Source organism: Pontibacter sp. H249 (assembly GCF_037892465.1).
Taxonomy (GTDB): Bacteria; Bacteroidota; Bacteroidia; order Cytophagales; family Hymenobacteraceae; genus Pontibacter.
Genome location: NZ_JBBKTR010000003.1, coordinates 186,430 through 211,833, shown reverse-complemented (window position 1 = coordinate 211,833; position 25,404 = coordinate 186,430). Strand labels below are relative to the sequence as shown.

Annotated in this window: 22 protein-coding genes; 4 read left to right on the top strand and 18 right to left on the bottom strand. The window is 39.0% G+C overall.

Translation table 11 applies throughout. The features are described from left to right. Positions 1-358: 358 nt before the first annotated feature. The 15 genes from WG943_RS05715 to WG943_RS05645 all read right to left on the bottom strand — a co-directional run bounded on the left by WG943_RS05715 (position 359) and on the right by WG943_RS05645 (position 17,405). Positions 359-1,501: a DegT/DnrJ/EryC1/StrS family aminotransferase gene (locus WG943_RS05715; RefSeq protein WP_340407387.1), complete on the bottom strand. Its 1,143-nt coding sequence runs from the start codon at positions 1,499-1,501 to the stop codon at positions 359-361. Beyond that, positions 1,491-2,096, bottom strand: coding sequence for an acetyltransferase (locus WG943_RS05710; RefSeq protein WP_340407386.1), 606 nt, complete (start codon positions 2,094-2,096; stop codon positions 1,491-1,493). Before WG943_RS05710 ends, WG943_RS05715 begins: the two co-directional genes overlap by 11 nt. A gap of 1 nt (position 2,097) precedes the next feature. Further along, entirely contained in the window at positions 2,098-2,706 is a 609-nt protein-coding gene (locus tag WG943_RS05705) for a sugar transferase (RefSeq protein WP_340407385.1), read from the bottom strand. After that, entirely contained in the window at positions 2,696-3,880 is a 1,185-nt protein-coding gene (locus WG943_RS05700) for a glycosyltransferase family 4 protein (protein ID WP_340407384.1), read from the bottom strand. The genes WG943_RS05705 and WG943_RS05700 overlap by 11 nt, the downstream gene beginning before the upstream one ends. Positions 3,881-3,898: 18 nt before the next feature. Continuing rightward, positions 3,899-5,023, bottom strand: a complete 1,125-nt coding sequence (locus tag WG943_RS05695; protein ID WP_340407383.1) for a glycosyltransferase — start codon at positions 5,021-5,023, stop codon at positions 3,899-3,901. Between the two features lie 39 nt (positions 5,024-5,062). Further along, the gene (locus tag WG943_RS05690) at positions 5,063-6,256 is read right to left on the bottom strand and encodes a hypothetical protein (protein WP_340407382.1); all 1,194 of its coding nucleotides are present in this window, start codon (positions 6,254-6,256) and stop codon (positions 5,063-5,065) included. Positions 6,257-6,294: 38 nt separating this feature from the next. Continuing rightward, entirely contained in the window at positions 6,295-7,377 is a 1,083-nt protein-coding gene (locus WG943_RS05685; RefSeq protein ID WP_340407381.1) for an ATP-grasp domain-containing protein, read from the bottom strand. Continuing rightward, positions 7,337-7,915 (bottom strand): acyltransferase, encoded by a 579-nt coding sequence (locus WG943_RS05680; RefSeq protein ID WP_340407380.1) that lies wholly within the window; start codon positions 7,913-7,915, stop codon positions 7,337-7,339. The genes WG943_RS05685 and WG943_RS05680 overlap by 41 nt, the downstream gene beginning before the upstream one ends. A 46-nt stretch (positions 7,916-7,961) precedes the next feature. Continuing rightward, positions 7,962-8,993 (bottom strand): glycosyltransferase, encoded by a 1,032-nt coding sequence (locus tag WG943_RS05675; protein ID WP_340407379.1) that lies wholly within the window; start codon positions 8,991-8,993, stop codon positions 7,962-7,964. Positions 8,994-9,049: 56 nt separating this feature from the next. Continuing rightward, on the bottom strand, positions 9,050-10,156 hold the full coding sequence (wecB, locus tag WG943_RS05670; protein ID WP_340407377.1) for a non-hydrolyzing UDP-N-acetylglucosamine 2-epimerase: 1,107 nt from the start codon (positions 10,154-10,156) through the stop codon (positions 9,050-9,052). A 24-nt stretch (positions 10,157-10,180) separates the two neighbouring features. Beyond that, on the bottom strand, positions 10,181-11,668 hold the full coding sequence (locus WG943_RS05665; RefSeq protein ID WP_340407376.1) for an oligosaccharide flippase family protein: 1,488 nt from the start codon (positions 11,666-11,668) through the stop codon (positions 10,181-10,183). Between the two features lie 50 nt (positions 11,669-11,718). Further along, the gene (locus WG943_RS05660) at positions 11,719-12,714 is read right to left on the bottom strand and encodes an SDR family oxidoreductase (protein ID WP_340407374.1); all 996 of its coding nucleotides are present in this window, start codon (positions 12,712-12,714) and stop codon (positions 11,719-11,721) included. Between the two features lie 195 nt (positions 12,715-12,909). After that, on the bottom strand, positions 12,910-14,214 hold the full coding sequence (locus WG943_RS05655; protein WP_340407373.1) for a nucleotide sugar dehydrogenase: 1,305 nt from the start codon (positions 14,212-14,214) through the stop codon (positions 12,910-12,912). Positions 14,215-14,264: 50 nt separating this feature from the next. Next, the gene (locus WG943_RS05650; protein ID WP_340407372.1) at positions 14,265-16,613 is read right to left on the bottom strand and encodes a GumC family protein; all 2,349 of its coding nucleotides are present in this window, start codon (positions 16,611-16,613) and stop codon (positions 14,265-14,267) included. 12 nt (positions 16,614-16,625) lie between these two features. Then, positions 16,626-17,405, bottom strand: a complete 780-nt coding sequence (locus WG943_RS05645; protein WP_340407371.1) for a polysaccharide biosynthesis/export family protein — start codon at positions 17,403-17,405, stop codon at positions 16,626-16,628. A 519-nt stretch (positions 17,406-17,924) separates the two neighbouring features. Here WG943_RS05645 and WG943_RS05640 point away from each other — a divergent pair. Both WG943_RS05640 and WG943_RS05635 read left to right on the top strand, forming a co-directional pair. Continuing rightward, positions 17,925-18,830 carry a flavin reductase family protein gene (locus WG943_RS05640; protein ID WP_445323620.1) on the top strand — a complete coding sequence of 302 codons (906 nt, stop codon included), beginning with the start codon at positions 17,925-17,927 and terminating at the stop codon, positions 18,828-18,830. Between the two features lie 137 nt (positions 18,831-18,967). Beyond that, positions 18,968-19,099 (top strand): hypothetical protein, encoded by a 132-nt coding sequence (locus WG943_RS05635; protein WP_340407370.1) that lies wholly within the window; start codon positions 18,968-18,970, stop codon positions 19,097-19,099. A gap of 119 nt (positions 19,100-19,218) precedes the next feature. Here the strand turns inward: WG943_RS05635 and WG943_RS05630 are convergent, their stop codons facing one another. The 3 genes from WG943_RS05630 to porX are packed head-to-tail and all read right to left on the bottom strand — an operon-like array spanning position 19,219 to position 22,449. Further along, a complete protein-coding gene (locus WG943_RS05630; protein ID WP_340407368.1) occupies positions 19,219-20,445 on the bottom strand; it encodes an alanine dehydrogenase in 1,227 nt (408 codons plus the stop codon). A gap of 2 nt (positions 20,446-20,447) precedes the next feature. Then, positions 20,448-20,894 (bottom strand): tRNA (adenosine(37)-N6)-threonylcarbamoyltransferase complex ATPase subunit type 1 TsaE, encoded by a 447-nt coding sequence (gene tsaE / locus WG943_RS05625; RefSeq protein ID WP_340407366.1) that lies wholly within the window; start codon positions 20,892-20,894, stop codon positions 20,448-20,450. Further along, a complete protein-coding gene (porX, locus tag WG943_RS05620) occupies positions 20,887-22,449 on the bottom strand; it encodes a T9SS response regulator signal transducer PorX (protein WP_340407365.1) in 1,563 nt (520 codons plus the stop codon). Before porX ends, tsaE begins: the two co-directional genes overlap by 8 nt. A 298-nt stretch (positions 22,450-22,747) precedes the next feature. Here porX and WG943_RS05615 point away from each other — a divergent pair, with 298 nt between their 5' ends. Both WG943_RS05615 and lpxD read left to right on the top strand, forming a co-directional pair. Next, the gene (locus WG943_RS05615; protein ID WP_340407363.1) at positions 22,748-23,977 is read left to right on the top strand and encodes an HD domain-containing protein; all 1,230 of its coding nucleotides are present in this window, start codon (positions 22,748-22,750) and stop codon (positions 23,975-23,977) included. Between the two features lie 250 nt (positions 23,978-24,227). Further along, the gene (gene lpxD / locus WG943_RS05610; protein WP_340407361.1) at positions 24,228-25,250 is read left to right on the top strand and encodes a UDP-3-O-(3-hydroxymyristoyl)glucosamine N-acyltransferase; all 1,023 of its coding nucleotides are present in this window, start codon (positions 24,228-24,230) and stop codon (positions 25,248-25,250) included. Positions 25,251-25,404 lie beyond the last annotated feature (154 nt).

The window sequence follows — 25,404 nt, the reverse complement described above, 5'->3', positions numbered from 1 at the left end:
TGTGAATAAACACCTACTGCAGTTGTAACAATTCAACATAAACCTCTAACGCCACCAAGCAACAGAAATTGCATTACAAACATTCACTCAGTTTAGCAAGACATTGAAATAAATTAAATTATTCTCATTAAGCCAAGCTCAGATTTATTGATAATGTGAAAGTGTAAACCTACCCCTTCAAGGAGGGGAATAAAACTCGTGCATGTAATCCCCTCCTTGGAGGGGTAGGTTAATCGCAAGCTTTATTTTCTAGATATTTATTATATCAGTCATTCTAAGAAAATGAAGCTAATAAATCAAAAGCTAGGTAGTTAAATGCAATAAAAAAACCCTGGCTTTCAGGACCAGGGTTTCTTGTTTATTCGATGTTGGCTACACAAACTTCGTTTATCCTCTGTGTTACCCTTGCTTTTTCTTCAGCAGTCAGGTTTGATCCGGATGGCAAGCAAAGCCCCAACTCAAAGAATTTTTCACTGGTGCCGTCGCCATAGAATGGAGCATCAGCAAAAACAGGTTGCATGTGCATTGGTTTCCAGAGCGGACGCGTTTCGATGTTGTCCTTCTCCAGCTCCAGCCTTATAAGCTCCCGGTTTATCTCTCCCTTAGCATCATTGATCAGAGCCGTGGTCAGCCACCTGTTGGAGTAATAGTCTGCTCCTGGCTCATCGGCAAAGGTAAAGATGTTGGCATCCAGCTCGCTTTTATAGAAAGTATAGTTGGCTCTACGCGCATCTACCCTTTCCTGCAGTACCTCCATCTGCCCTCGGCCAATACCAGCACAAATATTACTCATACGATAGTTATAACCAATGTGCGAGTGCTGATAGTGCGGTGCATTGTCTCTTGCTTGAGTAGCCAGGAAGCGGGCCTTCTTGATCCACTCTTCATTCGTAGATACCAGTGCACCACCACCAGAAGTAGTGATGATCTTGTTGCCATTGAACGAAAGTATGCTCATGGCACCAAAAGTACCTAGTTTCCTACCTTTGTAGCTAGAGCCTAATGCCTCAGCAGCGTCTTCTACTACAGGTATTTCATAGTTATCAGCAATCGCCATGATACGTTCCATCTCAGCTGGCATCCCGTATAAGTGTACCAGAATGATGGCCTTAGGCTTTTTGCCTTTGCTAATCCTGTCCTTGATAGCCTCCTCCAGGTATTCCGGCGACATGTTCCAGGTAAGGGCCTCGCTATCCACAAAAACAGGCGTGGCTCCCTGGTAGGCAATCGGGTTGGCAGACGCAGAGAACGTCATTGACTGGCAAATAACCTCGTCACCAGCTTTAACACCAAGTATAATGAGAGCTAGGTGCAAAGCAGCTGTACCAGAGCTTAGCGCCGCTACATGCACATCATTTCCTAAATAGTTTTCCAGATCTTTTTCGAAACCATCTACATTCGGCCCCAGCGGAGCTATCCAGTTGGTATCGAATGCTTCTTTTACATACTGCTCCTCTGTGCCTCCCATGTGCGGGGAAGAGAGCCATATTTTATTGTTCATTTGGTTTGCATTTTATGATTCGTGCCGGGTTTCCCACAGCAGTTGAATAATCCGGAATATCTCTGATAACAACAGCACCTGCGCCTATTCTGCACCACTTTCCTATCTTAAGATTTGGTAAAATTATAGCCCCGGCACCAACATGCGTACCCTCTCCTAACTGAACATTGCCACAAAGTACGGCCCCAGGAGAAACATGCGCAAAGTTACCAATCCAGCAATCATGGTCAATACTTGCTCTTGTGTTTATGATGGCATGTTTGCCAATTTTAGTACTTGCTTGTATGATTGCCCCCTGCATCACTACTGTACCTTCTGCGATTTCTGCAGAGCATGAAACTGTAGCACTCTTGGCTAAGGCTGTTCCAAACTGTACTTGTAGTTGAGAGGCTACTCGTGCACGAATACCGTTATCACCAATACTTATAATAAGTTCTCCATCGAGCACTTGCCCTTTATATTTACCTAGAACAGGCACACCGTTTAACTTCTGAGCAACAGGATTATCATCAAATAAACCTGTTACAGGCACAGCCATACTTTGTAGTATGTCCATTATTACCTTGGCATGACCGCTTGCTCCGTATAAATACATACTAATTACTACTCCCTTGGAATTTAGGCATGGTTACATTACCATCCGCACTGATCCCTTCAGATTTAAACACCTTCTTTATTGTGAGGAAAACGATCTTCAAATCGAGAAGGAAGGATATGTTGTCCACATACCAGACATCATACTTAAATTTATCTTCCCAGCTGATGGCATTTCTACCATTAACCTGTGCCCACCCTGTTATACCTGGCCTTACTTCATGCCGTCTGCTTTGTACTTTATTGTAGAGCGGCAAATACTCCACAAGCAAAGGACGAGGACCTATCAGACTCATATCTCCTTTGATCACATTAAGCAATTGTGGAATTTCGTCTAGGGATGTTTTGCGAACAAATTTACCTATAGCTGTAAGTCTTTTCTCATCAGGCAACAAATTCCCCTGTGCATCTTTCAGGTCATTCATCGTTTTGAACTTGATGACACGAAAGATTTGCCCATTCTTACCAGGGCGAGGCTGCAGGAAAAACGGTTTGCCATGGTTTGCAGTTGTAAGACACAGGGTAACTATTGCGAAAATGGGTAGCGCAATAATAAATGCTGTTGTTGCTAGTATGAAATCAGTAAACCGTTTGAATGAACTACGATACATAACTTAAACGCTGCTTTTTCCTGTTAGAGCATAAAGACTGATATTCCTTAAGAAGCTCGCCCCACACATACTGCTGGTCATACCGATCTACGATCATCTTTCGACACTTTGAAGACATCTCATTCAAGACATTTTCATTATCTAATAAATAAGTAATTGCCTCGCTCAATGCCTTTGAATCTTTCACAGGCACTATCAACCCATTTTCCCCTTGTTCAACAATCTCATTACAGCCATTTATATTACTTACTATAGTTGGTACTCCCATAGCTCCTGCTTGCATCACTACATTAGGAAACCCCTCTCTATAGCTAGGAAAAACAAACAAATCACTAATTGCCAAATAAGGCCTTACATCATCCTGATAATCTAAAAACTTGATATTGGGATGAGATAAGATAGTCTTTTTAGTTTGTTCATCCAGAGGATCAAGTTCTTCTTCAAATGGCCCAACTAAAAGTAACTTTGCATTAATGTGCCTGGACATAACTCTTGAAAATGAATTTACCAGTTCTTTAACACCTTTGTCAGTAACGACGCGGCCAATAAAACACAGCACTTTATCTGACTTTTCAATACCTAGTTTTGCTCTAAATGATGCTTGAAAAACTTCATCAAATAAGTTAGGGGCAAAAAAGTTAGTATCTATTCCATTGGAACTTCCATTTCCTATCACTTTGAGTTTATCTAAACCGCACAAATTACTTTCATGTATAATATTCTTCAAGACTTGCGAGTTAGGATAAACTTTAGTTGAACATGCATAAGTAAGCCACTCCGTTACCTCTAATAACTTTCTTTTTGCTCCCTTAGACTCTAACAAAGGTAATCCTGCTACTGTATGTAGCCGATTTGGAATTCCTACTAACCATGCCGCTAACATTCCTAGTAAACCTGCTTTTGGGGTATGTGTATGCACTATTTGAGGCTTCTCGTTCAGCATATAATTAACTAAACTTAATAAAGACACCAAATCTTTGAAAGGAGTTATCTTGCGTGTCATAGGGATTCCCTTTATACTTGCTCCTTCATGAACATACACATCATTAAGCATTTTGCCAGGAGTAGATACAGCACATACTTTGTACCCATGTTCAATCATGAATTTAAGCTGGCCTTTTAAAAGCTTCCTTAATGATATTGGAACAGTAGTAACTCTGATTATCTTTGGCATAAGTTAGATTATTATACTTTACTTAACAACTGAGTTGATAGCTTCCTCCCATTGTTTCCCGACACAATCTAAACCATGATTTAAGGTCATTTTATTCTTGTTTCGCTTGCCAATAATGTTTCTCTCTTTACCTGACAAACTCATCATATTAAGCATAGCTTTAGCTAAATTATCAGGATTTTTGGTCGGAACTAAAAACCCATTCTCTCCATGAGTAATCAGATCTACTACTCCACCAGCTAATGTACTAACAACTGGTAAACCACATACCATTGCTTCCATTACAGCATTAGGCATACCTTCCCAAGCTGAAGATAATACGAAAGCATCTGCTTGCACAAGATAAGGGGCTACATATGGTTTATTCCCTAAGAACTTAATTTCAGCATTTAACTGTAAATTATTTACAAGTTGTCTAATTTCATCAAAGAGCCTTCCATCGCCAATTATGTATAGTTTAAAATTAGATATTTTGTATTGGGTTTTAAGGATTTTTATTGCGTATATAAGTGTCGGATAATCCTTAGCTACTTCAAACCGTCCTACTATTATCCATTTAAACTCACTATCGCATTTCTCGGGTAATCCTGATTTATCAAGTAAACTAAATATAGAATCGTTCAAAGAAGTAAGATCCAATGCATTTGGGATCACCTTACATTTTTTTTCAGTTATTACACCTTTATTCATAAAAGTTCGGGCAGCATATTCAGAATTAGGTATTGTTTTATTATCCAATGCTGCAGTCAATTTGATCAACTTCTCCCTGAAGTCACTTCCAAAATTAACGCTCCTATATGAACTGATAATCTTTAATCCCAAAAACGATAACTTTAATATTCTACCTAAAATATTTGCTGGATAATTAAAAGTTATTAGTACATCAACATTTGTTTCCTTAATGATGGTTCTAACTTCAACGATAGCATTATAAGAAAACTTGCCAAGTGAAAATGAGCTATTGTACAGCTTAATATCATTCTCTTTCAATACATCAAAATAGGCAACTGCTGGTATCATTGAAATAACGGAAACTTTATAACCTTTTTGCTTAAGATATGGAGCTATCAATGATATTTGCTTTTCAGCTCCACCATACCCCAGGCAAGGAACCAGAATACAGATATTAGTTTTTACTTTCAAAATTACTTAGGATATAAAAGGATAGTTATTTCTTGTAGGTTAACTCGTTGCCTGAACTGCCTTTTTTTGAAGATTAATCTTATTGATTTTCAACTGTAAGTAGTAGGAGTAGCTCCAACATATATAGATCAGCATTCCTGGTAAAAACATATTCCTCATTCTTAACATTATTCCTAGGTTCCCTAAAGACATTGAGAATGCAATTGTTCCTATTAGAAGAAAGAAAAACAACCCTTTTATAATAAAAGGGGCTTTTTTAAATGTTTCTACTGGCCTTCTTTTAATAACAGCAATAGTTAGAAGAAATAATATAAAATTTTCGATGGCTGCAAGAAGTGCTGGTATCCCATTGATATCAATAAAAGTTGGTCTATATAAAAAAGTTAATACTTTTAAAGGGAAAGGGTAATTAGAGACATCAACACTTGAACCAGTATGAGAACGACTTAAATTGCTAACCTTCGTATCAGAAAACTCCTCATAACTATCAATTGATAACTCCTCTACTTGTGCATACTCCATAACTGACGGCAGCATGTAAGCTCCAACACTTAGCATCAGCAAGAACAGAACATACCGTTTATAGCTTGCTATGTTTTTATTCATACTGAATGCTAAAGCAAAGCCTATAAATAAAAATAATATAATATGAGGCCTTACAAGATAGGCTAAGAAAGAACTAAATATTAGTAAAGGAAGTCTGTTCTTTAAATTAACTAAGGCATAGGTAAATAAAGCAACACAGAAAAACAGAATTGTATCTTTACCTATTGCTGAGGACCAAAAATGTAAATTTGGTAAATAAAAGATGGTTGGAAATAAAAGGACATTAGAAATTTTATAATTAAGCGGAACGGCATCAACTGCAATTTTATAAAATAATGATATCCCTACGAATCCGATAAAACAATACAAAATTGTACCACTAAAAAAGGACATATCAAAAACTCCTGACGGGATAAAATTGATAGCATACATTGCCTGAGTTCCTTGATATTCAAACAAACTCATCAATGCCTCACTTAATGAAATCTTCTTAGCACCGTTCCAATATTTGAGTGAATCACTTCCTCCTTGTGAGGATACATATAGATAATAAGCTATTCCAAAAATAAGGTGATAAAACCATAGCCATTTTAATCTATTTATATCCTTATTCCTTAGACTTAAAACTTTGGGAAATTGTAATCCAATAAATAAAAACACTATAACATAAAAAATATCGGCAATCATTGTCTATAGTGTCAATTATTTCTATTAAAATTTATTCTTTAATTAAAAGGTATCTCCTTATTACGATTACCAATGAATTCTCTTATCATAAAATCTTGTGGATTAAATGGACCTTTAATAAAGTTTAAATCTTTATCCCAGTAACCTTCGCACGCATCATAGGCTAGCATAGAGAATCCAAAACATACTTCAATAATTTGCGGCTGTCTATCTTTGTAGACAAAATCATAAGCTAAACATTGCGCTTTCAATTTTTGAGAGACATCAAATGCAATACTTACCATATTTGTATCAATTGCACTAGCATTAAAATCTAACTTGCCACTTCCTGAAGCACGAAAATCATCTTTCCTATTAAAACGTCTGATCCCAAAAGCAATATCTCCAATTACAATAATTCTAGTATCAAAATCATTCATAGAAAGAAATTCTTGGAAATAAACATAACCAATTTCTAAATTAGTAATGTTCCTTTCTCTTCTATTTTTTACTAAGTATTTGCTGATTTTCTGTAACAAAATAATTGGATTCTTTATTCTTTTTGCGATTCTTAGTTTTTGATCTAAATTTTCCAGATTACCAGAGATTGGATTTCGGCCACTAGTAAACATTTTTTTTATATATTCGTTAGCCTCTTTTCTATTATTAAGCAATTCTACATTAGCAGCCCCAGCACCTCTTCTTAACTTAGCTACTATAGGATATCTTGCACTATCAACATATAACCGAGCTTTTGCTTGATTGTAAAACACTGTACTTTTAACCAATGGTGCACCAATGCTTTCTAATAGGTATTTTTGAGCTATTTTATCATCAAAATGCCATCTAGTTTCGAAGTTAGGATATGTTTTTATATTTAAATTCTTAACTGAATTAAATACGTAGGGAAACACTTGCAAGTCTCTAGATGAAGCATGGTTAAAATGCCACATTAGATGTGTTACTTGATGCTTAAGGAGTTTAGAGATAATGTCTGTATCAAAGCAATCGACAAGTAGATATTCGATACCTTCTCTCTCACAATAACTAATCCAACGTGTTGAAAAGCTTTCTTCTCTATGATGAATTGCTAATTTCATATTAGGAATATTGTTTGATAAGTTTAGCAGGATTTCCTCCATATATACAGTTAGGAGGCACATTGCCTTTTACAACACTATTAGCCACAATAATACTACCTTGTCCAATAGTTGTACCTCCAAGAATAATGCAATTTGTTGCAATCCATACATTATCCTCAATCACGACAGGTTTACCTTCATCTTTAGTAAGAAATCTATTTGCAGGATTATCAAATGATAACATATGCCCATTAGCATCTATAATTTGGGAATTTGCAGCAATTAAGCAGTTTTTACCAATTCTTATACTTTGAAATGCATGAATACAAGTACCATGAATTCTAGTATTTTCACCTATTGTTATTACTGAATTAGGTTTATCAACAACTAACTTACAGGGTGAATGCATATTTAAATGATAGCCTCTGTTTCTGGAGTTGATAGTAACATTTCTCCCAATAATTATTTCAGCAGATTTAACTTTCTTAATTATAGGAAAACCATTAATGAAAACATCTTTTGCAATTTTAAGACCTATAAAAGAATAATAAATTCTTAATATTCCTGAAACAACTTTAAAAACAACTGCTAAAACCAATATATTATAATTTTATCATAGTAAACAAATAAACTAATATAGTTATTTATTGAGGGAAATATTTTAGATTTTTTTCCCAAGTTAAGTCTAAGGCAGTATTGTAAATTCGACTAAACAAATTATCATCTAATAAAAGTTTATTAATTTCATTATAGTTGAATTTATGATCCTTATCTACAACTATTCCAATTCTTTTATCTCTTACTAATTCAGAATAATCTCCTACTCCGGGACTAACTATTGGTATTAGCCCACAAGCCAAATATTCAGCAAACTTTACAGGAGATGCAACATTATTTAACATAACATTATCTCGAATTAAAAAACCAAAATCATGATTCCTTAATTCTAGTAGTAAATCATTATGGCTCAAATATTTGACATCAACATTGGGTATATTTATTTTTTTAATATACTCATCTGCCTTTGTTGTATCTTTAGTAAATAGGGTAAGTTTCGTCTTATTTAATTTTTTACTTATTTGAAGATACAGATTTATAGTTTCTTCAAACTTTTGCCATTTCAAGGTTGATCCTGAATAAACAAACCTTATTTCATCTGTCTCCCTTTTATCCTTTTTATATACTTCATTTATACAACAAGGTATCACTGAAACATCTTGTTTGTAACCATAGTGCTTCTGAAGTTCATTTTTAAATACTGAAGAAACTACTGATACTTTGTTACTAAATTTATATGCAAAGAATTCAAGAATATAAAAAAACAAGAACTTCAGAGCGTTTCTTTGGCCATAATAGCTTTCGTATGAAGCAAATCCTCTAAAATTGTAAATTAACTTTGCCTTAATTTTTCTGCCGAATAATTTTTTTGAAAATATTGGCATAAAGTCATATACATTTCGTGTATATATATAATCAACTTCAGTTAATTTTTGCTCAAAATCATTTTTTGTATAGAGATTAATGCCGGACTTTAAAGGTACCTGCTTATCCTCTGAGGCTCCAAAATAAACATAGCACTCATGCCCTTTGCCAACTAAATATGTAATAATTGGCTCTAACTGTATATAATAACCTGGCCGACCTAGGTTATTAGGATATATGAATAAATACCTCATTTAATTAATACTATTTAAGAGATTAGACTTGTAAACTAAATCAAACACCAAAGATTCTAAAATTCTCTATTTTTTGAATTTATGTTCAGAAGTGTTGCTACAATTCTTGATGCTGCTTTCCCATCCCACTTTTCCGGTATTCCACCTTTTTTCCAATCATTTCTAAATAGTTTTTCAAGTGTAGGTTCAATCATTTTAGGATTGGTTCCAATTAATTCATTAGTCCCTACATTTACGGTTTCTGGTCTTTCAGTATTATCTCTAAGGGTAATACAAGGCACCCCCATTACTGTTGTTTCTTCTGTTATTCCTCCTGAATCAGTTATAACAGCTTTAGCGTTTTGCACTAGGTAATTAAATTCTAGATAACCAAGAGGCTCAACAATATGTAAATTAGGTGCTGCAATATCCAGATCATTAAATATTTTAGCTGTCCGTGGATGAATGGGAAAAATTATTGGCAAACTCTGGCTATTTGCTATTATCTCATCCATCAATGATATTAAATTATCAGCTTGATCAACATTAGCAGGGCGGTGCATAGTTAACACAATGTAATTATTCTTTTGCAGCCCTTTCTCAACAAAGAATGAAGGTTTAGCAAATCTCTCTTGGTTCTTTAAAAGAGTGTCAATCATTACATTTCCAACAAAGAAAATCTTTTCCTCTGCTACGCCTTCATTTCTTAAGTTTTGGTTAGCTATCTCACTCGTTGTAAAATAATAGTCTGTGATACTATCAGTTACTAATCTATTTATTTCTTCAGGCATTGCCCTGTCATTAGATCTGATACCAGCTTCTACATGCGCTACTTTAATTTGAAGCTTTTTCGCCACTATCGAACATGCCATAGTAGATGTAACATCCCCAACCACTAACACTAAATCTGATGGATTATCTAAAAGTTCTTTCTCAAAGGCTATCATAATAGCAGCAGTTTGCTCGGCTTGCGTACCTCCACCACATTCCAGATTACTATCCGGTTGGGGTATATTAAGCTCTTCAAAGAAAGTATCGCTCATTCTCTTATCATAATGTTGCCCCGTATGAATAAGGCGATATGACATTTTTGAACCATTATTCTTAACTTTCTGAATAGCATGGATAATTGGAGCTATTTTCATGAAGTTAGGACGCGCACCAGCAATTATAGTAATCTTCATTTTTTGTATTTATCTGCTTACTAATCAAATTTTGATGTACTTTCCTAAAACCGGACGCACAACATTCAAATAATCTATTCTAAAAGCCTTACCTGTACCTATCAAAAGAATAGAATATAGTATTGCCTCTAATAGTAGTTTTATGACCACACTTAAATCTAATTCTGCATAATTTATTAATAGATTAATAATCCACAGCAACAATAATGAATGCATAACAACTGAAACAATCATCCTTATTGGCACTAGGTCTAGCAATGCAATTTCAAATATGTTAGCAATGTATTTCATAAATATAATAACTTTAATAATTGCTAAACTCACAGACAATATTGCGATAGCAATCGGCGAATTGAAGACACCAATAATTATATATCCTAAACACCAGGTTGCTATCGCTAAAATAGCATGAAGAGTAAAATAAAATTTCGTTTTCCCCATTGCAAGTAACAACGGAGCAAAAAGGATAATATTAAAAAAATTTAATACCATTGCAATCTGAAAATATATTGCTGAATCTTTATATGACGCAGAATATAGAATTGAAACAACTTCTTTGGCATGAGAAATAAAAAATAAAACCATGGGATAAATGATATATACCGATTTCAACAAGGCATTCCTCCAGAGTGAGATTATATTTTGTGTACTACTCTTGTCATGAATTAACTTTGAAAAAATTGGCATTAGTATCATCGAAGTTGCCCCTGTTACCATTCCAACAAAGGGGAGCTCAATAAAACCATTTGCAAACTCCGCAAATACTTCTGGTCCGAAATACTTACTTATATAAAATTGATCCGCCGCTTTAATTGCCATACCTGCAAGACTTGCGAGTACTAATGGGAAACTGTATTTTAGAATTTCCTTGTAGCTAAGATCTGAACTTTCTTTATTGATACCTTTAAATGGGATTGATTTGAAATAAAATGCTATAAATAGTGTAATTATAGAAACGATTAACCATCCTTTAATTGCGTCTAAATAAGACCCGTCGAAAATAACAACTGGTAGTACTATAAACAATAACATCATAAACCTGCTTATAGTATTGTATATAGCAATATGGATTGTCTGTTTATAAGTTGAAAATATACCCTCTATGCCTAATGTCGGTAACAAAAACATAGGAATGGGTGAAAAATATTTTAACCCAACTTTCAATTCGGGGTTATTTAATACATCTGCAATGAAATCAGATAGCAGAAAGAGAAAGGTTGAGAAAATCAATCCTAATAAAAATAGGACTCTTGTTACTCTCCAAACAATGTCTTTACCCTTAGATTTAGTATATCTGGGTAAAAAATATGAAAATACTTTAGGCAGACCAGCAGTAAATATTACCAATAAGCTGCTATATATATAAAGTATCTGTCTGTATGTTCCATACTCAATTTTGCTTAGGTATCTTGAAAGAATTGCAGCACTTATAATAGCTAATGCAAAGGTACTTATGCTACCCATTCCAATCCATATAGCTTGCGTAGTATTACTTTGTGCTTTAGTCATCATTTAAACTATTGACCTAACTTTTACTGACTTTTCAAGAAGTAGCCTTTATTTTATTCTTTCAGAGCTAATTTATATCTGTACCAGTCAAGAGCTACTTTTAGGCCTTCATTTACAGAAAACTGAGGATTGTATTGTATTAAATTATGTGCTTTAGAGATATCAGCTAAGCTATGCTTTACATCCCCTTTTCGTTCTTCCTGATATTGTGCCGTTATATTAACTCCAGCAATTTCATTTATCCTGCTCCAGAGTTGATTCAATGTAGTCCGCTCTCCAAAAGCAACATTCATCACTTCATGCTGAGTTATATTCATAGATAGCATCGCCTTCACATTTGCCTGCACCGCATTATCCACAAAAGTAAAGTCACGGCTAGTTTCACCATCACCATTTATAAAAGTTGCTTCACCCTTCAATGCTGACTCAATAAATAAAGGTATTACAGCAGCATAAGGTCCCTTCGGGTTTTGCTTTGGTCCAAATACATTAAAGTAACGGAGACCTATCGTATGGAAGTCATATGTTTTAGAAAACACATCTCCATACAATTCATTCACGTATTTTGTAATAGCATAAGGAGAAAGAGGCTTACCAATTTTATCTTCCACTTTAGGCAAACCAGGATGATCGCCGTAGGTGCTGGAACTGGCTGCATATACCATTCGTTTTACTCCTGCATCACGAGCAGCTACCAGCATATTCAGGAAACCGCTCACATTCACATCATTACTGGTGATAGGATCGTTAATGGAACGAGGCACGGAACCAAGTGCTGCCTGGTGGCTAACGTAATCAATTCTCTCCAGTGCCCTTTTGCATGTTTCTAGATCACGAATATCTCCCTCTATCAGTTCAAAGGCAGGATTAGCCTTAAACTCTTCTATGTTCGCATGAGAGCCAGTTGCAAAGTTATCCAGCACTCTTACTTTGCCTGCGCCATATTTTAGCAGGTACTCTACTATGTTAGAACCTATAAAACCGGCACCACCGGTAACTAGGAAGCTGTATTGGCTTAGGTTTTCGGTATGGTAGGGAGTTTCGTACACGGTTGGAAGAGAATTATGAATGATGAAGTATGAATTATGAATGGCAGGAGTGAAAAACAAACCACCCCTGCCCCTCCTTAACCAAGGAGGGGAGTTTCTTGTATGCCATCTTGAGCAGCATGAGTGGTATAGCTTGAGTTTCTCATGGTCTTGAACTATTCCAGATTTCTCGCGCTGCTCGAAATGACATTTAGTTTATAATCTAGCGTCTACTGATTCTTTTGGCAGTACGCCTTTCACATCATAGATCACAGCGTTCTCTTTGCAGAGTTTGTTTAGATCTAAGGCTTTGAATTCATAGTGAGAAACAGCAAGTATGATGGCGTCGCAATCGCTGGTATTGTTAAGTTCTTTTACAGAATCCCAACCATACTCATGCTTCACCTCCGCTGGCTCAGCCCATGGGTCATATATCGTGATGTTGGTATCGTAACCTTTTAGGGTGTGCAGAATATCTACTACTTTAGTATTGCGTACATCCGGGCAGTTCTCTTTGAAGGTAATACCAAGCACTAAGATGTTTGCGCCTTTTACTGGAATATCTTTCTTTACCATCAGTTTAATTACCTCATGCGCTACATATTCGCCCATGCCATCGTTTAGTCTGCGGCCAGCCAGAATGATTTCCGGGTGATAGCCTACTTCCTGCGCTTTTTGTGCCAGGTAGTATGGGTCAACGCCAATGCAATGGCCACCAACTAAACCTGGCTTAAACTTCAGGAAGTTCCATTTAGTACCAGCTGCCTGCAGTACTTCATCCGTATCAATATCCAGGCGGTTAAAGATTTTTGCCAGTTCGTTTACAAAAGCAATGTTGATATCACGCTGTGCGTTCTCGATTACCTTGGCTGCCTCTGCAACTTTGATAGAGGCTGCTTTGTGCGTACCGGCAATAATCACGGACTTGTAAAGCTGGTCAACTTTCTCGGCTGCCTCTGGTGTAGAGCCAGAAGTAATTTTTAAAATCTTGGCTACTGTATGTTCTTTATCGCCCGGGTTGATACGCTCCGGTGAATAGCCTGCAAAGAAATCAACATTAAACTTAAGACCTGATACACGTTCCAGTACAGGCACACACTCATCTTCTGTCACACCAGGATAAACAGTTGATTCATAAACCACAATATCTCCACGTTTCAGCACTTTGCCAACTGTTTCGCTTGCCTTGTATAAAGGTGTGAGCACAGGTCGGTTATACTTATCAACAGGTGTAGGTACCGTAATAATATAGAAGTTACAGTTTTCGATCTTTGCCAGGTCGTTTGTACAATACAAGCCTTTTGAAGTAGAGAAATTGTCTGTTAAAACAGCTTTCAATTTATCATCCTCCACCTCCAACGTATGGTCATGCCCCTGGCTTAGTTGGCTAACTCTCGCCTCATTTATATCGAATCCGATGGTCTTAAATTGCTTTGCGAACTCTACCGCTAAAGGTAATCCTACATAGCCTAAGCCAATTACAGCTATTTTTGGGTCTTCTAACATCGTATGCTGAGCCATTTCAGTCTCTTTATTTAATTCTTTAGTTATCTATACTATCTAGAGCTTATTTATACTCCAAGGGTTGTTTTCTTCTTTTTCTTGCCTGGGTTTGTAACTTCTTCTCCATACCCATACCCATAGCCGTATCCATACCCATAACCGTTCTCCTTCTTCGCATCGTTTAGCACGATCATTGGGTGAATCAATTTGCGGCTTTTGAAGATATCATCAATGATGCTGATCTGGTTTTTATGAGTATAATTATAGCGCACCAGGTAAATACTGGAATCGATATGAGGTGCTAATGCAAGCGCATCTGCCACCTGCCCTACCGGAGAAGTATCGATGATAATATAATCATACATCTGCTTTAACTCCTTAATCAGCTTATCTACCTTAGACAACAGCATTAGTTCCGTAGGGTTTGGTGGTATAGGCCCTGAGCCGATAATATCCAGCCCATCCAGACCCGGTACCGGCTTGATAATGTCCTCCACAGGCAAATAGTCAGATACAAGATAATTCGATACCCCTATCTCATTTGATATGTCCAAACTTTGGGATAGTCTTGGTCTGCGAAGGTCAAAACCTATTACTACTACCTTTTTGCCAGTAAGCACCAAGCTAGCTGCCAGGTTTATACTAAAGAAAGTCTTGCCTTCGCCGCTCATGCTGGAGGTAATCAATATCACCCTGTTCTCTTTGCCAACCGTAGCGAACTGCAGGTTGGCCCTGATCAACCGGAACAATTCTGACACAGGCCCACGGCTATCGCTTGTTACTACCAAGGTTTCTCCGGTGTGATTATGCGCGATTTCACCAAGGATAGGTGTTTTAGTGGCGCTCTCTACATCTTTCGTATCATTCACCTTATCATTCAGCATATCGCGCACATAGATAAAGGCAAACGGTACCCCAAGTCCAATCAGGAAAGCCAACAGGTAAATAAGCTGCTTTTTAGGTTTTACTGGCAAATCACCTGCTACGGCAGAGTCAATTACTCTGGAGTTAGATACTGTAGCGGCTAAGGACAAAGCAGATTCTTCGCGCTTTTGCAGCAGGTACAGGTATAAACCTTCCTTGATGCCTTGCTGCCTGTTTATCTCCAGCAATTCACGCTCTATAGCAGGCACTTTTTGTATCCTGGAGGCAAACTGTGAGGAATTAGCGCGCAGGTTATTGCGCGTGATAGCCAGGCTGCCTTTGATATTGCCCAGGTTCTCCAGGATGTTAACCTTCAGGTTTGCCAGTTGCTCGTTTACATTCTGCACAATCGGGTTACTTGCCTGCGTCGTGCGCAACAGGCGTTGGCGCTCTAATTGCAACTCGTTAAACTTCCCGATCAGGTTGAGCAAAGTAGCATCCTGTATACTTAAGGTGCTTGGTACAAGCTCAAACTGGTTCTTCTGATTTTTAAGGTAGGTCTCAATCGAGTTAAGGACATCGATCTGAATTTCCAGCTCGGATAGTTGCCTGTTATACTCGCTGGCGCGCTCCAGGTACATTTTCGCCTCCGAGCTCACATCAGTCAACTCATTCTGGCGTTTGTATGCTTCTACGTCTTTTTCAACGGTAGATAATTCCTCTGTCAGGTATTTTAGCCTGTCGTCAATAAACTGGATGGTGTTTGCTGCGATCTGGTTTTTATCCTCTACAGCTTCTTTGTTGTATACTTCAATTAACTTATTGATGATGGTTACGCCCTTCTCTGGTACCACATCTGTAAGGCTGATCGTGAGCACACTTGCCTCTTTGTTAACCGGAGCTACTGTCAAGCGCTGGTTATAGCTGTTTGCCAGCTTCCGGATATCATGAAACTTAACTGCTACCTGGCCACCTTCTTTTTTTGCTAAACCAGGCGCTGCCACTACGGTAAAAGTAGCATAATCCGTTTTGATCTGTTGGCCAAACTGGTGCGCTGTTTTCTTTTCGCCGTCTTCTATCTCAAAGCTGTTGTTATCTTTCAGGTTTACAAAAATGGTTTTATTGAAAGCAGCAGAATCAAGATCGTTTACGATAACTTTAATAGGCTGTGAGCGGCCAAAAACCTCAGTTGTTTTAACTCTTCCCTCAGTATAAAAACTGGTATACAACGATAAATCCGTTAAAACCCGTTGCATCAGGCTTTTTGATTTGAGTATCTGTATCTGGTTATCAAGGCTTCTGCTTGCCTGAAAGACCTCTAAATCACTAAAGGCTGCATTACTTAATAAATCAGGGCTCTTCTTATCATCTTTTATCAAAAGCGTGCTGCTAATACTGTATTCTGGGGTAGTATATCGCAGGTATAAAAAAGCCACTACCATACTGAGCACTACACCAATGGCAAACCAATACCAATAGCGTAGGTACTTCGCAAGTATATTTTTTATATCGATCTGCTCCGACTCGATCATTAAAGTCTCTTTATCTGACATGCTCATCTGGAGTTATAATAATCTTGAAACAACAACTGTAACAACTGAAATAGCTCCAAGAATCAGTGATATATTTCTTGCATTTGTACTTGCTTGGGCAGCCCTTGCCTTATGAGGCTCTACGTACACGATGTCGTTTTGCTGGAGATTGAAGAAAGGCGACTTCAGGATATCCTTGTCATTCAGATTTAACCTTACCATACTTCTTTCGTCCTTCGTTTCACGTATCACCAACACATTTTCTCTCTTACCATAGGCTGTCATGTCACCTGCCATTCCAAGGGCTTCCAGGATGTTCACATTACCGTCCGGCACCTGGTAAGTAGAAGGCCTTGTCACTTCACCGATTACGGTTACTTTAAAATTTCTGAAACGAACATTAACCACAGGCTCCTTCAGGTATGTTTGAAGGCTGTTTGTCAACTGGTTTTCAGCTTCTTCCCTTGTCAGGTTTTCTAGCTTTACTTTACCGAGTATAGGCAGTACAACATTCCCTTCCTTATCTACCAGATAACCTTCTGTTTCCTGCACATAGGCCACACCTCCTACATTTGCATTGCTGGCAGCAGGTAAGGCGCCTCTGTTAAACAATACATTAGATTCTGGGTTAAGGCTTGTAACGTTTATACTTAAGCGGTCGCCGGGCTGGATTTTGGCTTCGGCAGCGTTGGCTATTTTCTCAGTAATAACGCTTTCTTCTCTGAGGTTATCAAAATAGGCAAGGTTTCTGGGCGAGCTGCAGGAAGCAAAGAAGAGCAGCCCTGCCACAAATAAAAAGAGTCTATTGTTCATTTCCGGGACATCAAATGTAAGCCACCTTTCAACTTTGATTTATACTTAACTTCAAAAGGAGTCTCCTTAGTATTTCAGCTACTATGGATTTTCAAAATTATGAAAAAAGTGTGACACTCTACTTCATACTTTTGATTTATGTTGAGTCCACAACTCAAATTTCAAGCAAAAGATTCCTTCAAAGCGTCTTTTATCAACTTTAATTATATTATTTTTCTAATAATACTTTTAATGTTATAAGCCTTATTAATACAGTAACTTAAACTAAAAATCCATGTAAGTTTTCGACATACTGGCATAAACATGCACTAGGAACTCATAAACCCGCAATATTTAAACTAAGATATAAACAGATACAGAAGCTACAACTACCATACTTTAGCATACACAAAAGATTAATTGTAGAGAGTAGTTCGTCATTGATTTGTTCGACTCTGAACCTTCTAAGTAAGAATGTTTACTAAATAATAAACTAACTTGTCATTCTAACTGACATTACAAATACTTTATCCTGAAGCTATGTCTATTAAAACGATAGATCCCAAAGAAATTAAGACAGCGGAGGTACATGCCTTGCTACTAGGTGCCATCGCCCCCAGACCTATTGCATTTGCCAGTACCACCGACCTAGAGGGTAACGTAAACCTGAGCCCTTTTAGCTTTTTTAATGTGTTTAGTGCAAAGCCTCCTATTGTGGTTTTCTCACCTGCACGCCGTGTTCGTGATAATACCAGCAAACACACTCTGGAAAATGTAGAGCTGACAAAAGAAGTAGTGATTAACATTGCCAACTTTGATATTGTAGAACAGATGTCGTTGGCCAGCACAGAGTATGACAAGGGTATAAATGAATTCATTAAAGCGGGTTTAACACCAGAGGCATCGGTGTTAGTTAAACCTCCACGGGTAAAAGAGGCTCCTGTGGCACTCGAATGTAAAGTTAATGACATCATCAGCTTGGGTCTAGAAGGTGGCGCCGGCAATCTGGTGATCTGCGAAGTGCTGCTGATGCACATCAACGAAAGTATACTGGATGAGAATGGGAAAATAGATCCATTCAGACTAGATGCTGTAGCCAGGATGGGAGGCGACTATTACCTACGTGCCAATGGCGACTGCATTTTTGAGCTTCCGAAACCAATACGTAACAAAGGTATTGGTTTAGACCAGCTGCCTGAGTTTATCCGAAATAGCTCTATACTTACTGGTAATAACTTAGCAAGACTTGGCAACTCAGAAAATATTCCAACTGATGAAGAAGCAGAAGCTTTTAAAACTGACCCTATCGTAGCTTATACTTATAATAAGTTCAGCACTGATAAGTTAAAGCAGAAAGAAGAGATGGAATTGTTAGGCAAAAAACTTCTGGAGAATAACCAGATACAGGAGGCCTGGAAGGTACTGTTGCTGAGCGGTAAAGTATAAATGAGATCCAACTACTTCTAACCCCTTCTTGTTTGAGGCGAGGAACTATAGCCAATGTATAAGCCCTGTAGTTTCTGCTTAAGCTTATTTCTACGAAGAACTTCACAAGAGAACAAAGTGAAATGGTATGAACTAGTGTGATGACAGCAGAAGTAGCAGAAAAAGCTCCCCGCCTTGGAAAAGGAGAGGTTAGAGGTGATTGGACCTGGAACTGCTTAAATACCGTACGCTTGCAGGAGCTTCGCACGCTGCGAGGTCTACTGTTGTAATCCTGCCAATCTTTAAAAAATCCTGAGAATCCTGATTTAGACAAAAGAGAAAGAGACGCAAAACATTGCGTCTCTACATAAATCTTATACTCTTAAGCAAGTCCTTTTAATAACGGGTCTTAGTTACGCACTGCGATCATCAAGCCTAATTCTTTATAACGCATTCCGAACTTCTTGGCGATCTGGGAATTGGTAAGGCTGCCTTTATAGATATACACCCCACTGCGGTAATGCTCGTTCATGAACAGCACCTCGTTGATGCCGCCATACTTGGAGAACTCGTTAAAGATTGGAGTGAAGATATTGCTAAGTGCCTGCGAAGCTGTACGTGGCACCCTGGAGGCTATGTTCGGAACACAATAATGAATGATATCATACTTTCGGAACACAGGTCTTGTATGGGTAGTCATTTCAGATGTTTCGAAGCAGCCGCCCTGGTCTATGCACACATCAATAATTATAGAACCCGGGTTCATATGTGCCACCACGTTCTCCTCCACCATGCAGGGCATATAACCTTCGTCGGCCACAAGTGCACCAATGACTACATCGGCATGCCTGATTTCCTGGTACAGCACAGCCTTATCCAGTGTAGAGGTAAAAAGTGGCGCACCAACATTGTGTTTCAAGCGGCGAAGCTTGTAGATGTGGTTATCAAACACCTTTACTTCAGCACCCAAGCCCAATGCGGCCCTGGCAGCATATTCGGCCACGGTACCTGCCCCCATAATTACTACTTTGCTTGGGGCCACGCCTGTTATTCCGCCAAGTATAACGCCTTTGCCCTCGTTGCTGCTGCTCAGGTACTCTGCGGCGATAAGCATGACCGTACTGCCCGCAATTTCGCTCATGGCCCGCACCACCGGCTTCGACTCCGATTTATCCCGAATCAACTCAAAAGAGATAGCATTAATCTTTTTTCGGAGTAGCGCATTCACAAAATCTGCCGTTAGGCTGCCAAACTGCAATGCAGAAATAAGCGTCTGTCCCGGTCGGAAATGTTCTATCTCATCGTAAGTAGGTGGCGCTATTTTAAGGATAACATCTGCTTCGTAAACCTCTTCAATAGAGTAAACGATCTTGGCGCCAGCCTCGGAGTATTCGTTGTCTGAGAACTTGGAAGGTCCACCAGCACCAGCCTCTATACGAATGCGATGGCCATGGTCGGTAAGTTGCTTTACAGCGTCAGGAGTTAACCCGATCCTGTTTTCCTGGAAAGACGACTCTTTTGGTATTCCTATAAAAAGGCTTCGGCGGCGTTCTTCTACGGCCATCATCGACTCTTTGGGATAAAGAGCAGGGCTTGTAGCAAGCTTTCCCAGATCAACGGCAAACTTCTGCGTCATGCTTATACTTGGTTTATGGTCATGGTGCGCACCTGGCCCTCTGCATCAGGCTGCAACGTTACAAGCAGGTAGTGCTCAGGTAGTAAATTCGGGATCATAGATGGCCATTCAATCAAACAGGTCCTGCCTGAGTCGAAATATTCTAATGCCCCTATATCCACTGCCTCGCGCTCCTCGTTTAACCTATAAAAGTCAAAATGGTAAATTAGTTTCCCGTTTGCACCTGCATACTCATTTACAAGCGAGAAAGTAGGACTGCTAACATTGTCTTTTACACCCAATTGGTAGCATACTTCTTTTATTAAAGTTGTTTTGCCGGCACCCATCGGTCCTTCAAAAAGTATAACAGGCTCTTCTTTGGCCTCCTCTATAAGCACAGAAGCCGCCGCCGGCAAATCAGCCAACGACGACATCGTAATCTGTTTTCTCTCTACTCCTGTATTATACATTCTTAGGTGTAAGCGTTATATACGGTATAATGCATTCCTCCAACGATACACCTCCGTGCTGGAACGTGTCTTTGTAATAATTAACGTAGTAATTATAGTTGTTAGGATATGCAAAAAAGTAATCTTCTATTGCGAACACAAACGTAGTAGAAACGTTTGCTTTTGGCAAGAAAAATCTCTCCGGCTTACGCACTGTAAATACATCCTTATCGGTGTAGCCCAGGTTTTTACCATGCTTATACCTTAGGTTAGTATTGGTATTTCTATCCCCTATTATCTTAAATGGCCTTTTTACCCGAATAGTACCATGGTCTGTGGTAATGATAAGCTTACCTTTCTTATCTGCTATCATTTTTAACGTGTCGTACAGCGGCGAGTGCAGGAACCACGAACGGGTAATAGAACGGTATGCCGATTCATCAGGAGCCAGCTCACGAACCATGTTGCTGTCGGTACGGGCATGCGAAAGCATATCCACAAAGTTGTAAACGATCACGTTCAGCTTATTGCTATCCAGATTACTGAACTTGTTTAGCAGGTCACGGCCGGCCTGCACATTGGTAATTTTATGGTAGCTATGCTTGTCTGTGACTTTGTTCTGCTGAAACTGAATGTCCAGGAAATCGGCTTCATGCAGGTTTTTACCTTCTTCTTCATCGTCGCTTACCCACATGTTAGGGTATTTTTTAGCAATCTCGGTTGGCAGCATACCTGAGAAAATGGCATTTCGGGCATAGGCTGTGGTAGTCGGAAGTATAGAATAGAACATCTCTTCCGAGTCTACAGTAAAGTATTCCGAAATAAGCGGCTCCAGAATCTTCCACTGGTCATAGCGCAGGTTATCAATTAGTACAAAGTATACAGGGCGCTCGGTTTCTTTCATCATTGGAAACACACGCTGCTTAAACAACTGGTGCGACATAAGCGGGGCATCGTCGCTATCGCCGTTTATCCACTCTTCGTAGTTATCCATGATAAAACTCGCAAAATTAGAGTTTGCCTCGTCTTTCTGCATGTTTATCACATCGGCCATACTTTTATTCTCTGTCTCGTCTATCTCTAGCTCCCAGAACACCAACTTTTTATAAATATCAGCCCACTCTCCCGGACTAAGTCGCTCGCCAAAAGCCATACCCAATTGTCTGAAGTCGCGCTGGTAACTCATATTAGTCTTTTCAGACACCAGGCGTTTGTTGTCCAGTACCTTTTTAACAGAAAGCAGTATTTGGTTAGGATTGAGTGGCTTTATCAGGTAATCGGTGATTTTAGAACCGATAGCCTCCTCCATAATGTGCTCTTCCTCACTTTTGGTAATCATGATTACAGGCACAGAAGGTCGGATAATTTTTAATTCGTTCAGGGTTTCCAGTCCACTGATGCCTGGCATGTTTTCATCTAGAAAAACGATATCAAAATTCTTCTCTCTAAATTCCTCAATGGCATCAGCACCACTGTTTACCGGAGTAATATCGTAGCCTTTATCCTCCAGGAAAAGAATGTGTGGCTTAAGGAGGTCGATCTCATCATCGGCCCATAAAATGTTATATCTTTGCATAGTTTTATCTGAATAAATTGCTAAATGGCTTCACTGTTAGACTGTTAATTGTCAAATTTTTAAAGTACCCGCGCCCAAATCACCCGAACCCTACCTGTATACACGAATAGATTTACTGTATAGTATAAGTTAAGTTACTTTAATCCTTAACCATCATTTATACTATCGTGTATTTTTTTGCAGGAGCAAAGGCTTCTCAAGTTTTAAAAGTGGCTACAGGCGATAAAAGTATACTTTGGGTGCCTAACATTTACGAAAATTAACAGTTAAACAATCAAACAACTCAACCCTCTGTTCTGTGAATAAGAAGAAAATCTTCAACGATCCTGTTTACGGCTTTATCACCGTTCCAACTGATCTTATTTTCGACATCATCGATCACCCATACTTTCAGCGTTTGCGCCGCATTAAACAACTCGGTTTAACTGAGATGGTTTATCCGGGTGCCTTGCATACGCGTTTTCATCATGCGCTGGGTGCCATGCACCTGATGAATACCGCCTTAAATACTTTAAAGAGTAAAAATAACGAAATTTCTGACAAAGAATTTGAGGCCTCACTTATTGCCATTCTGCTGCACGACATCGGCCATGGCCCATTTTCGCATGCCCTGGAAACAGCTATCTTTAAAAATGTGCACCACGAGCACCTTTCGCTGCACATCATGCACTTGCTTAACGAAGCTTTCGGAGACAGGCTTAGTATGGCTATAGATATATTTACAGGTAAGTACCACCGTAAGTTTTTCCACCAACTGGTTTCTAGCCAATTAGATGTAGACAGACTGGACTATCTAAACCGTGACAGTTTCTATACCGGTGTTTATGAAGGCAAAATTGGGGCAGACCGTATTATAAAAATGCTGGATGTAGCCAATGATAAGTTGGTAGTGGAAGAGAAAGGCGTGTATAGTATAGAGAACTTCCTGGTGAGCCGCCGCCTAATGTACTGGCAAGTATACTTGCACAAAACAGTGGTTAGCGCCGAAAACATGGTGCTGCGGGTAGTACAACGTGCCAGGGAGTTGGTGCAGCAGGGCGTAGATGTGCCTTGCAGCCCTTGCCTGAAGTTCTTCCTGACCAACGACCTCACCATGCAGGATTTCCAGCAGGATAGCAGCATTTTAAAGCAATTTGTTAGCCTGGATGACCATGACATTTGGTGCGGCATTAAAATGTGGGCCGATCATCCGGACAGAATTCTCTCTTACCTGGCCAATAGCATACTTAGCCGTAAATTGTTTAAAGTAGTTATCGCCAACAAACCAATAGACCCGGAGCTGCAGTTAGGTATAAGTGAGCTGGTGCAGGCACATTTCAAAATCACTGCTGATGATGTTAAATACCTTATGATTGCTGGCAAGATTGGCAATAACGCCTACGATGTAGAAGGCCAAACTATTGATATGCTCACTAAATCAGGTTATGTGGTAGATGTAGCCGAGGCATCTGATCTGCCAAATATCAGAGCGCTGAGTAATAAAGTGGAGAAGTATTATGTGTGCTATCCGAAAGAGGTGGCACATTAAAGTATAGTTTCGCTGTTTCGGATTTTTAAACCCGAAACAGCGGAGTATTCTAAAAGCCTTCTTGATCTTAGCAAGGACACACTTGCAGTAGTCACTCCTGCCCCACCCTGTTCCTTTTGATTACCTATCAAATAATGATTGGCACTATAGCAATAAGTTCATACTTTAAAGTATAGCCACGTTTACTTTTTTGTTAAGTTTGCACCCCGGAAGCATTAGCACTTTTAAGTTTTTGCTATAATTTTACACAATGGAGTTTACTGTACAACAGATTGCTGACCTACTGCAGGGAAAAGTAGAAGGAGACAATACCATAAAGGTCAGCACACTAGCTAAAATAGAAGAGGCCACAAAAGGTGCTCTTGCTTTTTTATCAAACCTGAAATACGAACCATTTCTTTATACCACGCAAGCAAGTGCAGTTATAGTTGCCAACACTCTGGAGCTTAAACAACCTACTACGGCTGCTCTTATTCGTGTAGAAGATCCCTATACAAGCTTTTCTACTTTACTACAGTATTACCAGACAGCCCTCTTAGCTTCTAAATCAGGAGTGGAAGAACCTTGTTTTATAGGTCAGGGCTCAGCTATCGGCGACAATCATTACCGTGGCGCCTTTTCTTATATAGGAGCAAACTGCAAAATAGGCTCTAATGTAAAGATATTCCCGCAAGTGTATATTGGTGATAACGTTACGATTGGCGATAACACTACCATTTTTGCCGGTGCTAAACTTTACACCAATACCGTGGTGGGCAACAATTGTACTATACATAGCGGCGCCGTACTAGGCAGCGATGGATTTGGTTGGGCTCCGCAGGCTGATGGCACTTATAAAGCTGTCCCTCAGATTGGCAATGTAGTGCTGGAAGACGATATCTCTATCGGTGCTAACACGGCCATAGACTGCGCCACCATGGGTTCTACCATTATCCGCTCAGGTACCAAAATCGACAACCTGGTGCAGATCGCGCATAACGTTGAAATTGGCAAACACACTGTAGTAGCCTCACAAACAGGCATCTCCGGATCTACTAAAGTAGGTAATCATTGCGTTATTGCAGGCCAGGTAGGCATTGTAGGCCATATTACTATTGCCGATAAAACCACCATAGGCGCACAGTCCGGTGTTTCAAAATCAGTAAAAGAATCAGGAAACATCATTCAGGGTTCTCCTGCTTTTGACTATAAGCAAAACCTGCGTGCCATGACGGTTTTCCGCAAACTGCCAGAATTGCAGCGAGACTTAGAACTACTAAAAGAGAAAGTATAGCCCTTTTATACTTTACAAACTCCTATTGCCCATTAAAATAAATTGGCAAGGTGGTATATTATGTCTTAAGTTTGCAGCGGCAAAAGGTTAAACTCAGGCTATTACAGATTATGGTAACTGCCTGTTTATGCTGCCTGCTCCCGTTAACAGAAGC